The organism is Photobacterium toruni (genome assembly GCF_024529955.1).
Taxonomy (GTDB): domain Bacteria; phylum Pseudomonadota; class Gammaproteobacteria; order Enterobacterales; family Vibrionaceae; genus Photobacterium; species Photobacterium toruni.
Genome location: NZ_AP024854.1, coordinates 2,446,418 through 2,460,367, shown reverse-complemented (window position 1 = coordinate 2,460,367; position 13,950 = coordinate 2,446,418). Strand labels below are relative to the sequence as shown.

At 39.7% G+C, this 13,950-nt stretch carries 11 protein-coding genes; 8 read left to right on the top strand and 3 right to left on the bottom strand.

Going from position 1 to position 13,950, the window contains the following annotated elements; translation table 11 throughout:
* Window positions 1-139 precede the first annotated feature (139 nt).
* The 6 genes from fkpB (at window position 140) to OC457_RS11590 (ending at window position 8,790) form a co-directional block, all read left to right on the top strand.
* Entirely contained in the window at window positions 140-574 is a 435-nt protein-coding gene (gene fkpB / locus OC457_RS11615; protein ID WP_080175107.1) for an FKBP-type peptidyl-prolyl cis-trans isomerase, read from the top strand.
* A 12-nt stretch (window positions 575-586) separates the two neighbouring features.
* Window positions 587-1,531 (top strand): 4-hydroxy-3-methylbut-2-enyl diphosphate reductase, encoded by a 945-nt coding sequence (gene ispH, locus OC457_RS11610; RefSeq protein WP_080175143.1) that lies wholly within the window; start codon window positions 587-589, stop codon window positions 1,529-1,531.
* Between the two features lie 113 nt (window positions 1,532-1,644).
* Entirely contained in the window at window positions 1,645-2,454 is an 810-nt protein-coding gene (dapB, locus tag OC457_RS11605) for a 4-hydroxy-tetrahydrodipicolinate reductase (RefSeq protein WP_080175106.1), read from the top strand.
* Between the two features lie 569 nt (window positions 2,455-3,023).
* Complete coding sequence (gene carA, locus OC457_RS11600; protein WP_080175105.1) at window positions 3,024-4,163, top strand: glutamine-hydrolyzing carbamoyl-phosphate synthase small subunit; 1,140 nt, start codon at window positions 3,024-3,026, stop codon at window positions 4,161-4,163.
* Window positions 4,164-4,179: 16 nt separating this feature from the next.
* Window positions 4,180-7,398 (top strand): carbamoyl-phosphate synthase large subunit, encoded by a 3,219-nt coding sequence (carB, locus tag OC457_RS11595; RefSeq protein ID WP_080175104.1) that lies wholly within the window; start codon window positions 4,180-4,182, stop codon window positions 7,396-7,398.
* Window positions 7,399-7,929: 531 nt separating this feature from the next.
* The gene (locus OC457_RS11590; RefSeq protein WP_080175103.1) at window positions 7,930-8,790 is read left to right on the top strand and encodes a magnesium transporter; all 861 of its coding nucleotides are present in this window, start codon (window positions 7,930-7,932) and stop codon (window positions 8,788-8,790) included.
* A gap of 148 nt (window positions 8,791-8,938) precedes the next feature.
* On the opposite strand, the gene dacB is transcribed toward OC457_RS11590, so the two are convergent.
* Window positions 8,939-10,342 carry a serine-type D-Ala-D-Ala carboxypeptidase gene (dacB, locus tag OC457_RS11585; RefSeq protein ID WP_080175102.1) on the bottom strand — a complete coding sequence of 468 codons (1,404 nt, stop codon included), beginning with the start codon at window positions 10,340-10,342 and terminating at the stop codon, window positions 8,939-8,941.
* Window positions 10,343-10,496: 154 nt separating this feature from the next.
* On the bottom strand, window positions 10,497-11,570 hold the full coding sequence (locus OC457_RS11580) for a porin (protein ID WP_080175101.1): 1,074 nt from the start codon (window positions 11,568-11,570) through the stop codon (window positions 10,497-10,499).
* 603 nt (window positions 11,571-12,173) lie between these two features.
* Here OC457_RS11580 and greA point away from each other — a divergent pair.
* Complete coding sequence (gene greA / locus OC457_RS11575) at window positions 12,174-12,647, top strand: transcription elongation factor GreA (protein ID WP_045042271.1); 474 nt, start codon at window positions 12,174-12,176, stop codon at window positions 12,645-12,647.
* Between the two features lie 145 nt (window positions 12,648-12,792).
* Here the strand turns inward: greA and yhbY are convergent, their stop codons facing one another.
* Entirely contained in the window at window positions 12,793-13,089 is a 297-nt protein-coding gene (yhbY, locus tag OC457_RS11570; protein ID WP_080175100.1) for a ribosome assembly RNA-binding protein YhbY, read from the bottom strand.
* A gap of 212 nt (window positions 13,090-13,301) precedes the next feature.
* Between yhbY and rlmE the strand changes: the two genes are divergently transcribed.
* Window positions 13,302-13,931 carry a 23S rRNA (uridine(2552)-2'-O)-methyltransferase RlmE gene (gene rlmE / locus OC457_RS11565; protein WP_080175099.1) on the top strand — a complete coding sequence of 210 codons (630 nt, stop codon included), beginning with the start codon at window positions 13,302-13,304 and terminating at the stop codon, window positions 13,929-13,931.
* The last annotated feature ends 19 nt before the right edge of the window (window positions 13,932-13,950 follow it).

The following is a 13,950-nucleotide window of genomic DNA, read 5'->3' as shown; positions in this document are numbered from 1 at the left end:
AAATAAAACGCTGCTTGTTCTTACAGGTGGCGTTTTTTTTTATTATTACCTTGGCTGGATTAAAAACCCTAGTGAACGTACGTTGATACCCGTGACACTTTGTTGTTAAATAGTCGTAACCAATAATAGGGAAGAATATATGTCGGCGATCAACAGTAACAGTGAAGTATTAATGCACTTTTCAATTAAATTAGCTGATGGAACTGTAGCTGAATCTACATTTGCTAATGCTAAGCCCGTTATCTTTCGCATGGGAGATGGCAGCCTTACTGCTAATTTTGAAAAATGTTTATTAGGCCTAGTTGTCGGACAGAAAAAGCAATTTGATTTAGCGCCTGAAGATGCTTTTGGTCCTATAAATCCGAATAATATTCACCATGTTGAATTGAGTAAGTTTAGCGTTGATACTCCTGCAGAAGTTGGGCGTATTATCGCTTTTACTGGCCCTGAAGGGCACGATATTCCTGGAATAATTACACAAGTAGTGGGTGATTCAGTCACTGTTGATTTTAATCATCCATTAGCAGGCAAAACAGTTACCTTTGAGGTTGAAGTTGTCTCCATTGAACGTTAAGAGCCATAAATGATGAAAATATTACTCGCAAATCCACGGGGTTTTTGTGCTGGTGTTGATCGTGCAATTAGCATTGTTGAACGCGCATTAGAAATGTATCAGCCGCCTATTTATGTGCGTCATGAAGTGGTTCATAACCGCTTTGTTGTTGAAGGTCTTAAGCAGCGTGGTGCTATTTTTGTCGAAGAGTTAAGCGAAGTACCTGATGATAATATCGTGATCTTTTCAGCTCATGGTGTGTCTCAAGCAGTTAGAAAAGAAGCGAAAGATCGTCAGTTAACAGTATTTGATGCGACTTGCCCATTGGTAACAAAAGTGCATATGGAAGTGGCTCGTGCTAGCCGTAAAGCAATGGAAGTGGTGTTGATTGGTCATGCCGGACATCCAGAAGTTGAAGGTACGATGGGGCAATATGCCAACCATGATGGTGGAATGTATTTGGTTGAGAAACCACAAGATGTTGATGCGTTGGTCGTTAAAGATCCATCAAATTTACATTTTGTTAGCCAAACTACTTTATCTGTTGATGAAACTGCTGATGTTATCGATCGCTTACGTCAATTGTTTCCTGAGATTCAAGGACCACGTAAAGATGATATCTGTTATGCAACCCAAAACCGTCAAGATGCCGTACGTGAAATGGCTGCAATGGTTGATGTAATGATTGTTGTTGGTTCTAAAAACTCATCAAATTCTAATCGATTGAGTGAGCTTGCAATTAAATTAGGGACTCCTAGCTATCTAACCGATAGTGCTGAAGATATTGATCCGCAGTGGTTTGAAGGTAAAAACCTCGTTGGTGTCACTGCCGGAGCATCGGCCCCTGAAGCGTTAGTGAATCAAATCATTACTCGAATTAAACAGCTGACTGATGCTGCTGATGTTGATGAATTATCGGGACGTGAAGAAAATATGTTCTTTGAAGTACCACGAGAATTACAAGTAAAAAATATCTAAGACAGTGTTTGTTAATGATTGATGAGCCTCAGTGAAGACTGGGGCTTTTTTTATCATAGTCAACAAGCTACAGTGGAGTATCTTATTATAAATAGCGTAGGAGATGCACGTTAATGGTCAGAATTGCAATAGCCGGTGCAGCCGGACGAATGGGGCGTCAACTAATTAAAGCCACTGCATTATCAAATGCAACGACATTAACGGTGGCAACAGAGCGTGCAGGTTCAAGTTTAGTGGGTGCCGATGCAGGAGAGTTAGCGGGTATTGGTTTAGCAAATGTGGTGATTATTGATGATCTTAGCCAAGCGATAGATGACTTTGATGTGTTAATTGATTTTACTGCACCTGCAGTGACTCTTGCTAATCTTGAATTATGTCTGCAATACCATAAAAAAATTGTTATTGGTACAACAGGCTTTTCTGAGTCACAACGGCAATTGATTGATGCTGCTGCTGAGCAAATAGCGATTGTTATGGCACCTAATTACAGTGTTGGCGTTAATCTGGTATTTAAATTATTAGAGAAAGCCGCCAAAGTGATGGGGGATTATTGTGATGTAGAGATCATTGAAGCCCATCACCGCCATAAAGTTGATGCTCCATCAGGTACCGCTATCGGTATGGGTGAAGCAATTGCTGGCGCGATGGGCAATAAGCTAAGTGATGTTGCGGTGTATTCTCGTGAAGGTATTACAGGCGAGCGTAGTCGAGATGAGATCGGTTTTGCGACTATTCGAGCTGGCGATATTGTCGGTGAACATACCGCAATGTTTGCAGATATTGGTGAACGAGTTGAAATTACCCATAAAGCAACCGACAGAATGACATTTGCCAATGGTGCAGTTCGTGCCGCAGCATGGTTACACCAAAAACAAGTAGGATTTTACACGATGAGCGATGTACTCGATCTGGATCGATTGTAAAAATCAGCGGTAATAATTGCCAATAACCTGCCTGATGGCAGGTTTTTTTGTATCTGAATAAAGGAAAGTACCATTGTTGTTTATGTAAATTAAAAGGATAGTTATGCATTAATTAACAGGTTAAAAGGAAAGTTGCTGTTCGAAATATCAACTAGAGTGAAAAATGAAAATAAGCCTTACTTTTATTGGGTAAATGGATGGTTAGAGTTATTTTTGTTGCTTTATGTTGATTTTTGTATATTAAGTATGAATATTTTATCGTTTGCGTGCGATTTTAATTTTGATTAACGTATTTGCAACCTAGGCAATCGATTACATTTTAGCTAATGTTATTTGATAGTCCTAAAGTTGCAATTAAAGTTGTTATTTACAGTGTTTGGCTTAAAAAGTAGTACTTATGTGTGATTATTTAAATTTAATTACGAGTAAATGTTGACAGATTGCTAACTGATCCATAGAATTTGCGCAATTTGTCAAAAATCAGTAGTTGAAGGTTTTTGGTATTAAATGGAATGGGTAGTTGCAAGTTTATCTGTTTTAATTGCATTTTTATTTTTTTGGAGGTTGTCTTGAGCAAATCTGCGCTGTTAGTCCTTGAAGATGGGACAGTGTTCCGCGGCGTGTCCATTGGGGCAGATGGTTCGGCTGTTGGTGAAGTTGTTTTTAATACCTCGATGACGGGGTATCAGGAAATTCTCACTGACCCCTCTTACTCGCAACAGATCGTTACTCTTACCTATCCCCATATTGGCAACACTGGCACTAATACTGAAGACGAAGAATCAACGGCAATTCATGCTCAAGGTTTAGTCATTCGTGATCTTCCTCTTATCGCTTCTAACTTCCGCTGTGAACAATCCCTTTCTGATTATCTTAAATCACAAAATATCGTCGGTATCGCTGATATTGATACTCGCAAATTAACGCGAATTCTACGTGAAAAAGGTGCTCAGAACGGTTGCATCGTTGCAGGGGACCACCTTGATGAAGCTGCGGCACTTGCTCAAGCTCAAGCATTTCCTGGTCTTAAAGGCATGGACTTGGCAAAAGAGGTGACCACAACAGAGACTTATAGCTGGAAGCAAGGTTCATGGACATTAACGGGCGGTTTACCTGCTGCAAAAGATGACAGTGAACTACCGTACCATGTTGTTGCCTATGACTTTGGTGCTAAACGTAATATTCTGCGTATGTTGGTTGATCGTGGCTGCCGTCTAACGGTAGTACCTGCGCAAACAACCGCTGAAGAAGTGTTAGCATTAAATCCCAATGGTATTTTCTTATCCAATGGTCCTGGCGATCCTGCGCCATGTACTTATGCGATTGAAGCAACCAAAGTATTTCTAGATAAAAACTTACCTATTTTTGGTATCTGCCTTGGACACCAGATCTTAGCCTTAGCGAGTGGTGCTCAAACGGTGAAGATGAAATTTGGACACCATGGTGCAAACCACCCAGTAAAAGATCTTGAACGTGATGTGGTAATGATCACCAGCCAGAACCACGGTTTTGCCGCTGATGAAGCAACCTTACCTGATAATTTACGAGCAACACATAAATCCCTGTTTGATGGCTCTCTACAAGGTATCCATCGTACCGACAAGCCTGCATTTAGTTTCCAAGGCCACCCAGAAGCAAGCCCTGGTCCTCATGATGCAGCACCACTATTTGATCACTTTATCGAATTAATTAAGAAACACAGCGCTTAAACCGGGAGTAGTAAAAATGCCAAAACGTACTGACATTAAAAGTGTATTAATCTTAGGTGCTGGTCCGATTGTTATCGGTCAAGCGTGTGAATTCGACTACTCTGGTGCACAAGCATGTAAAGCGCTGCGTGAAGAGGGTTACCGCGTTATTCTGGTTAACTCTAACCCGGCAACGATCATGACTGATCCTGATATGGCGGATGCAACATACATTGAGCCTATTCACTGGGAAGTAGTACGCAAGATCATCGAAAAAGAACGTCCAGATGCAGTATTGCCTACGATGGGTGGCCAAACTGCACTTAACTGTGCGTTAGATCTTGAAAAATATGGCGTATTAAAAGAATTTAATGTTGAAATGATTGGCGCAACAGCTGACGCAATTGATAAAGCTGAAAACCGCTCTCGTTTTGACAAAGCAATGAAATCTATTGGTCTTGAGTGTCCTCGTGCCGATACTGCAACTACCATGGAAGAAGCGTATAAAGTGCTCGATATGGTGGGTTTCCCTTGTATTATTCGTCCGTCATTTACGATGGGTGGTACGGGTGGCGGTATTGCATACAATAAAGAAGAATTTGAAGAAATCTGTTCTCGCGGCTTAGATTTATCGCCAACCAGTGAATTGTTGATTGATGAATCACTGATTGGCTGGAAAGAATACGAGATGGAAGTGGTTCGTGATAAAAACGACAACTGCATCATCGTATGTGCGATTGAAAACTTTGATCCGATGGGTATTCATACTGGTGACTCAATCACAGTCGCTCCTGCGCAAACGCTGACAGATAAAGAATATCAGTTAATGCGTAATGCCTCGTTAGCAGTCTTGCGTGAAATCGGTGTTGAAACAGGTGGTTCAAACGTACAGTTTGGTATTAATCCTCAAGATGGCCGTATGGTTATCATCGAGATGAATCCACGCGTATCACGTTCATCAGCATTAGCATCTAAAGCAACGGGTTTTCCGATTGCTAAAATTGCGGCAAAGTTAGCAATTGGTTTCACCCTTGATGAGCTAATGAATGATATTACAGGTGGTGCGACACCAGCATCATTTGAACCAACCATCGATTATGTTGTAACCAAAATTCCACGTTTTAACTTTGAGAAATTTGCCGGTGCCAATGACCGTCTTACTACTCAGATGAAGTCTGTGGGTGAAGTAATGGCGATTGGTCGTAACCAACAAGAGTCATTGCACAAAGCATTACGTGGCCTCGAAGTGGGTGCTAACGGTTTTGACGAGATGGTTGATCTTGAAGAACCTGATGCAATGAGCAAAATTCGTTATGAATTAAAAGCCGCGGGTGCTGAGCGTATTTGGTATATCGGGGATGCGTTCCGTGCGGGGATGTCTGTTGATGGTATCTTTAATCTAACCGGTATTGACCGTTGGTTCTTGGTTCAAATTGAAGACATCATTAAAGATGAAGCACGCGTTAAAGCCGCAGGTTTCGCAGGTTTAAATGAACAGTCACTACGAGCACTTAAGCGTAAAGGCTTTGCTGATGCACGTTTAGCTAAATTGCTTGGTGTAGCAGAAAGCGAAATTCGTAAACTGCGTGACCAATACAATATTCACCCAGTGTACAAGCGTGTTGATACCTGTGCTGCAGAGTTTTCATCAGATACGGCTTACATGTATTCATCATACGATGAGGAATGTGAAGCAAATCCAACCACTAAAGAAAAAATCATGATTCTTGGTGGTGGCCCGAACCGTATCGGTCAAGGTATTGAATTTGATTACTGTTGTGTCCATGCATCATTAGCACTACGTGAAGATGGTTATGAAACTATCATGGTGAACTGTAATCCTGAGACAGTATCAACTGACTATGATACTTCTGACCGTTTATACTTTGAACCAGTAACACTGGAAGATGTATTAGCGATTGCCCGCGTTGAAAAACCCAAAGGTGTTATCGTTCAGTACGGTGGTCAAACACCTCTTAAATTAGCACGTGCACTAGAAGCTGCAGGTGTGCCAATTATTGGTACTAGCCCAGATGCTATTGACCGCGCTGAAGATCGTGAACGTTTCCAGCAAGCTGTTGACCGTTTAGGTTTATTACAACCAGAAAACGCAACCGTTACGACGATGGAACAGGCGATTGAAAAATCTAAAATCATCGGTTTCCCATTAGTTGTGCGCCCATCATATGTACTTGGCGGTCGCGCGATGGAAATTGTCTACGATGAGCAAGATTTACGTCGTTACTTTAACGAAGCTGTTAGTGTTTCAAATGAATCGCCAGTATTGCTTGACCGTTTCCTTGACGATGCTATTGAAGTTGACGTTGATGCGATTTGTGATGGAGAGCAAGTTGTTATTGCTGGCATCATGGAGCACATTGAGCAAGCGGGTGTTCACTCAGGTGACTCAGCCTGTTCATTGCCTGCTTATACGCTGAGCAAAGAAATTCAGAACGTGATGCGTGAGCAAGTGAAGAACTTGGCGTTTGAACTTGGGGTTCGTGGTTTAATGAATACTCAGTTCGCCGTTAAAGATAACGAAGTTTACTTAATTGAAGTTAATCCTCGTGCTGCGCGTACAGTACCCTTTGTATCAAAAGCAACTGGCGTACCTGTTGCAAAAATTGCCGCACGTGTAATGGCTGGCCAATCTCTTGATTCACAAGGTTTTACGAAAGAAGTTATTCCACCGTATTACTCTGTAAAAGAAGTGGTGTTACCGTTTAATAAATTCCCAGGTGTTGACCCATTGTTAGGCCCAGAAATGCGCTCAACAGGTGAGGTAATGGGTATTGGTAATACGTTTGCAGAAGCGTTTGCTAAAGCAGAGCTTGGTTGTGGTAAAGAATACCCTGAAGGTGGCCGTGCACTGCTATCGGTTCGTGAGGGTGATAAGAAACGTGTGGTTGATTTAGCGTCTAAGTTAATCAAACTTGGCTATCAACTTGATGCAACTCACGGCACTGCCGTTATCTTAGGCGAAGCGGGTATTAATCCTCGTTTAGTTAACAAGGTACATGAAGGACGTCCTCATATTCTTGACCGTATTAAGAATAATGAATACACCTACATCGTAAATACAGCAGAAGGTCGTCAAGCAATTGAAGATTCAAAAGTATTACGTCGTAGTGCTCTTGCTGAGAAGGTAAATTACACCACGACCTTAAATGCTGGTTTTGCTGCTTGTTTAGCGCACACTGCGGATGATCGTAATACTGTCACCTCAATTCAAGAGCTACATGCAATGATCAAATAATCCAATAGCAGAATTGTTATTGGTTATAAAATAGCACTGATAGTGTCAGTGCTAGAAAAGATAGAAAAGCCGATCATGAAAATGATCGGCTTTTTATTTTATAGCATTATCGCTTGTTGTGTTTTAGAAAATACTAGATTTGGTTGCAGCAATGTACTAATAGCGTACAATGCAGTCGTCGCAGTAGGCGATATATTTTTGGAGATGTAAGTGAACGATACCGACCAGCCCCCGAGTATGATGGTGGAAAATCAAGTCTAGCAACGGTATTTGTAACAGTTCCGTGCTGCCAGGCTCGGAATAATATGTCCTTCTTTTAGTGCGATAACTTATCCACGACATCTTTCCTCGATTTTCCCGTTTATATTTCAATGCAATTTGACTATTGAATACCTTCAATACCAGTCTATTTATGGCTGTTATTAGCGGTAGGCCTAATGGCATGCCTGCTATAGTGAGGACCAAGATTTAAATTGTGACGGTCGCTACTTATTACTCTTATTTGAGTATCAGTTAACCGGGAAACCTGTCATGACAGTAATGAATTTTGCAGCCTATGCCGCTGCTGCAACAACTGCTAACTTAGATCAACGCGATGCTTTAGCTGTGCGCAATGCTTTTCTAAAATATGATTTAGATGAGCAAGCACAATTATTAGCAAAAATGGCCTTACCCGAAGCATTAGTTATGCTTCATGAATGCCCTTTACGCCATGTTCAATTATTACTTGATCGTCTTGATGAACGTAAAGAAGACGTTAAAGTGCGACAATTGGCTAATGGATTAGGGTTGATTTGTTCTGAAGTTGAACCTGTAGGGCATTATTTACAAAATAGTGTATTTAGTCACGTGCGCGAACGCATTGGTTGGATTGTTGGTTTAGCTTTAATGGGCATTATTTCAGGTTTGATTATCTCTCATTATGAAGACACATTAAGCCAATTAGTGTTACTGGCTATTTATATGCCTGTGATAGCTGCTGCTGGTGGTAATACCGGTTCGCAAGCAGCGACGCTTGTTGTACGTGCATTAGCGATGGAGGAAATACGATCTCGAGATTGGATGGCGGTCTTATGGAAAGAATTTCGTGTTTCATTAGTGATTGCGTTTGGATTAGCGGCTGTGATCGTTGGTCGAGTGGTATTCTTTAGTGGTCATGTGGTATTACCTGCCGGAATAAGCCTTAATATGGTTGCATTAGCAATTGGTATTGCTATTTCTATTCAAGTGGTGGTATCAACCAGTGCTGGGGGATTATTGCCATTAATTGCGCGTGCATTTAACCTAGATCCTGCAGTGCTTGTAAGCCCCGTATTAGCTTCAATGGTTGATATTACAGGGATGGTTATTTATTTTAGCACCATTAATTGGATCCTTGGGCTAGGCCATTAATTATGATGGTTATGGCGTATTAGTTAACCGTTAATTATGGTAATTGTGATTAACTGTTTTAAAAAAGCCCTGTTTATTGATGAATGTTTTTAAGATTATCATCGATAAATAGGGCTTTTAGATATTGCTAACGAATATTGTCAGTCAATCAGTAATTATTATATAGCGACGTATAATATTGCTTTTCAAACTGATTGATTGGCGGTAACGGACTCGCCTTTAATTCGGCATCTGTTGGGTAATAGTTAGTTACCAGCTGTACAAATAATAGTGGCTCACCTGATTTAGTTTTAATAATACCAGCAAGATTATAAGTTCCAAATAATGAGCCTGTTTTGGCAATAATATTATTTTTTAACGGTAGCTTTTGAACACTTTTGCGATATTGAAGGGTGCCACTCTTACCTGCAACGGGTAAATCGGTCATTAACCCTAGCTTAGGATGATGATAAATGTAAGTAAGCACTTCCATTAGGTCATGTGTATTTAAGCGGTTGTTACGTGAAAGGCCTGAACCATCAACCATGATGGTGTTAGATAAATCAATATTGGCTTTTTGTTTTAGAATAGCCTTAATTGCCGCTACGCCATTGGCATAATTACCCGCTTGATTAAAGTATTTAGCACCCATAGTTTTCGCTAGGTTATCGGCAAATAAATTATCTGAGCGTTTAAGCATAATATATAGCAGTGTTGTTAATGGTGCAGACTGATGAGTTGCAATAATCTTACCGTTAACAGTGTCATTCCGTAATATTTTACCGTCTAAATGTATACCTGCTTGTTTTAATTCGCGCTTAATAATGGCGGTGGAGTACAAGGTGGTATTTTGAACCGCAAATCGTAGTGCTAATGGATCTTTTTTGGGTTGAGTACAGCCTGTGATGTGGTAGCTATTATTATCATTTGCTTGCAGAGATAACTCACAATGTTGATCTTTTTGCTGTGCTTTCGTCACCACAATAGCATCATTAATTGCGGTTATAGGCTGGTGACGAGGAATATTTAAGCGTGTTTTGGCACCAAAGGTCATATTTGAATATAGTGCCCCTTCAAAACAGTTATGCTCTAACGTAATACTGCTTGAAGGTGCACTGTAGCATTGCGTTAGCATATCCCACGGCGAACCAACGGCATGTTCAAAGCCCGTGAAATGCCCCCCATTAAGGTAAAGGTTACCTTTAATGGTCGTTACACCTTGCTGCTTGAGTTGGCGTAACAGATTAGCAATATCACTGCTTTTTAGGGTCGGATCACCACTGAAATTCAAAATAACATTATGGCCTTGGGTCTCAAGGTTAGTGCTAAAACGGAAGTCATTGCCTAAATACAATTTTGCCGCAAGTGCTGTTAATAATTTTTGTGTGCTAGCAGGAGCTTGCAAATGGCTTGCTTGATGCTGATAAATAACCTTGTTAGTTGAAGGGTTAACTACTAATAGTGAGGCGTCACTGCCTGTTGGTAATTGCTTGAGAGCTTGCTGAGGCGCAAATGCAGCAAATGAAGGCATGCTTGTGAGCAGCAGTGCAGAACAAATAAGTCGTTTAAGCATATCAGAATACAATTGAATGAAGAGAGTTAGTCGTAATAATAGCGTTTTTAGGATAGTTAGTAAAAACGTACCTGTGTTGTGTTCCTGTGCGATTAAATAACAAAAAGCGCCGACCGAGGCCGACGCTTTTTTAGTACGCTTTTAATTATTAAAATTAGAAGTCGTAACGAGCACCTAGAGCGAATTGGTCATCGTATAGGTATGCAGCTGGTGTTGCTGTGCCTGAAATTTTCTCTGCATTTGCTTTGTTTAATAGGTTAATAGTGTAACCAGCATAAGCACGGAAATTAGAAGTGAAGAAGTAGGTAGCGTCAAAGTCTAGTGCATTTGCCATCTTGTTGTTTGAATCTGTGTTTTCCATAAAGTTATATGTAGAACGTAGAACAACTTTATTGATGGTGTAGCTAGATGCTAGAGAGAAACCTTGGTAATCAGTATTTGTAGTATCAGCTGTTGAATATAGGTAACCTACGTTACGTGCATATTGGTATAGACCAGCAACGTATAAATCACCCATAGTGTAAGATACTGATGCAAAAGTTTGGTTTGCATTTAAATTGGTATTCTCATTAGCACCTTGGTTTTTCTGCTGACCGTAACCAATACCAGCAGCAAGACCATTGTTGAAGTCATATTTGGTTGCGAAAGAGTAGCCTGTAGTATTTTTTTGGCTATCTTTTGTTTTACCGTTAGCAACGTAGTTTGCTTTAACTGTTAAACCGCCAATTACGCCAGTGTAAACAAGGTTGTTTGTTGTACGGTCAGCTGCTGCGATTTTATTACCTGCTTCGTTACCGTAATATTCCATGATATCGGTAAAATCAGTTAGCATACCTAGAGAGCCGTCAGCTTTACCGTAAACGATTTGGCCATAAGTATTGCTCTTAACACCTACATATAGGTAACGGTTATAATCGTTTTCACCATCAGCAGAATTGAAGTCGTTATTTTCACTACCATCTTCAGCGCTACCAGGGTATTGAGATGTTTTAAATTCATGCTCAAAGAAACCAACAGCAGTTAGGTCATCATTAATTTTAGTTTGAGCATCAATGTTAACACGTGCACGAGAAGTGTCTTGAATATTACCATTTAAGCCTTGAGCGCGAGCTTCTACACGGCCGCCGATAGCTAGGCTAGAAGTGTCATCTGAATAAACTGTTGCCGCTGATACTGCGCCAGAGAAAGTCGCTGCTGCTATTGCTAAAGCAATTAAGTTCTTGTTCATTGCCGAATCCTTTATATGTATTTTTTATAAGTTACATTTTATTACTAAATGTTATGACGTCCTTTTTACTTGTGTCATTGACAATATGTTAGTAAAAAAAACTGAAAAATAGTTTATATGTGGATTTTTTTCGTTTTCTAGTCTTTTATTATCTTATTAATCAGTGTGTTATTATAATAAGTAAAAGTTCTAATTATTTTTTATATTTTAGGTCTATTTAGAAATTAAAATATTTTTTATGCTTAAAAAGATATTTTAATTTCTAATAGTGTGATTTGACGCGCTTTTTTATGTTGAATAAGCAAGATACTTTTTTTGTATTTAGGGATAAAGCCAGAAATGATAGTAAGCGCTAACAATAAATAGATACTAATTATTATTACCGCCAATATTCAGCTTTGGTATTTTAATCGCGGTATCACAAAATAATTAGTCGATAAATAACAGTTAAATGCGGATTATCATTTATCTATGATGATCTCTTGGTCATCTTTGTTTAAAATAAACCAAATCATTTTTATTCTGTCAGGCTAGCTCAATGTTAGGCTGACTATTTTTACCTGAAATTGGCGAGCGCTATCAGGTTACAGAGGCTATTTATTTATGGAAAAAGTACCAATGACTGTTCGTGGCGAACAAAAGCTGCTTAAAGAACTTGAGGTATTATTAAAGCGTCGTCCGTTGATTTCTCAAGCAATTGCTGAAGCGCGTGAACTTGGTGACTTAAAGGAAAACGCTGAATATCATGCGGCACGTGAAGAGCAGGGTATTTGTGAAGCGCAAATTCGTGATATTGAATATAAGTTATCAGTAGCACAAGTGATTGATGTAACAACACTAGCGAATACGGGTAAAGTTATTTTTGGCACAACTATCAAATTGTTAGATTTAGATAGTGATAAAGAAATGACATATTGCATTGTGGGTGATGATGAAGCAGATATTAAGCAAAACTTAATCTCAGTTAACTCTCCTATTGCCCGAGGCTTAATTGGTAAGCTAACCGGTGATGAAGTACAAATTACTACACCTGGTGGTTTAAAAGAATTTGAAATAATGGACGTACAATACATTTAATAATTAATTGCTGTTTGTCGTAACCAAAAATATAGACTATGTTTGACAAATAAGTCTTAACTTATTAATAACGGTAGTGTTTGTCGTTAGCAAAAAGAAATTATTGCCAACGACAGCAATAAAAAAGGCCGCTAGGCGGCCTTTTTTATTTGCGAGGAAGTTCGATTTTACGATCTTCACTTGGACGGTAAAGCACCAATGTTTTACCAATCACTTGTACTTTTTCCGCTTTAGTTTCGCGAATAATAGCATCAATGATTAATAGTTTAGTTTCACGATCTTCAGAAGCCACTTTTACTTTGATAAGTTCGTGGTGGTTTATAGCAAGGTCGATTTCGGCTAATACTGCTTCAGTCAGACCATTTGCACCCATAAGTACAACGGGTTTTAGGTTGTGAGCTAGGCCTTTTAAGAATTGCTTTTGTTTTGTGCTTAGATTCATGATGACTCTATTTTTTTAGTTACAAGGGTTGAAAACGCGACATTCTACCGCCATCTACTCTAGAAGACTAATTTGTTTAATAGATGAGAGTCGGAAAATTTACAGTGATTATGTTGCACTGCACATTTTTAGGGCGCAATCTAGTAAATTAGGTGCGATAAACTCTTTAGCCGACGTATACTTACTGAGTATGGCAACGCATTAGGTTTAGCATGAGTAGAAAAAAACAATCCGCTAGTTCAGGCCGGTGGTTAAAAGAACATTTTGATGATAAATATGTACAAGAAGCGCAAAAACGGGGTTACCGTTCACGGGCTTTCTTTAAAATTGAAGAAATTCAAAATAAAGATAAATTATTAAAACCGGGCATGACAGTGGTTGACCTTGGTGCTGCACCAGGTGGTTGGTCACAGTATGCGGCAGAAATTGTAGGTGATGATGGACAGGTCATCGCTTGTGATATTTTACCAATGGATTCACTACCAGGGGTTAATTTCCTTCAAGGTGATTTCCGCGAAGAAGCAGTATTAGAGGCTTTATTGACGCGCATTAAACCAGATATGGTTGATGTGGTAATGTCTGATATGGCACCTAATATGAGTGGTAACCTTGCATCTGACCAACCTCGAGCTATGTACCTTGTTGAACTTGCATTAGATATGTGTCGACAAGTACTTGCTCCGAATGGCAGCTTTACGGTAAAAGTTTTCCAAGGTGAAGGCTTCGACCAGTATCTTGCTGATATTCGTAGCATGTTTAAAGTGGTCAAAATTCGTAAACCTGATTCCTCGCGAGATCGTTCGCGTGAAGTCTATATTGTGGCTACAGGTTACAAACTGTAGTAATCTACATTCATCTTTT

What these genes read in the sequence shown, in the direction of transcription:
- dacB (WP_080175102.1), bottom strand. Translation starts at nt 10,342, where the DNA reads ATGCTTAAACGACTTATTTGTTCTGCACTGCTGCTCACAAGCATGCCT.
- yhbY (WP_080175100.1), bottom strand. Translation starts at nt 13,089, where the DNA reads ATGAATCTAAGCACAAAACAAAAGCAATTCTTAAAAGGCCTAGCTCAC.
- fkpB (WP_080175107.1), top strand. Translation starts at nt 140, where the DNA reads ATGTCGGCGATCAACAGTAACAGTGAAGTATTAATGCACTTTTCAATT.
- dapB (WP_080175106.1), top strand. Translation starts at nt 1,645, where the DNA reads ATGGTCAGAATTGCAATAGCCGGTGCAGCCGGACGAATGGGGCGTCAA.
- OC457_RS11590 (WP_080175103.1), top strand. Translation starts at nt 7,930, where the DNA reads ATGACAGTAATGAATTTTGCAGCCTATGCCGCTGCTGCAACAACTGCT.
- rlmE (WP_080175099.1), top strand. Translation starts at nt 13,302, where the DNA reads ATGAGTAGAAAAAAACAATCCGCTAGTTCAGGCCGGTGGTTAAAAGAA.
- carB (WP_080175104.1), top strand. Translation starts at nt 4,180, where the DNA reads ATGCCAAAACGTACTGACATTAAAAGTGTATTAATCTTAGGTGCTGGT.
- greA (WP_045042271.1), top strand. Translation starts at nt 12,174, where the DNA reads ATGGAAAAAGTACCAATGACTGTTCGTGGCGAACAAAAGCTGCTTAAA.
- ispH (WP_080175143.1), top strand. Translation starts at nt 587, where the DNA reads ATGAAAATATTACTCGCAAATCCACGGGGTTTTTGTGCTGGTGTTGAT.
- OC457_RS11580 (WP_080175101.1), bottom strand. Translation starts at nt 11,570, where the DNA reads ATGAACAAGAACTTAATTGCTTTAGCAATAGCAGCAGCGACTTTCTCT.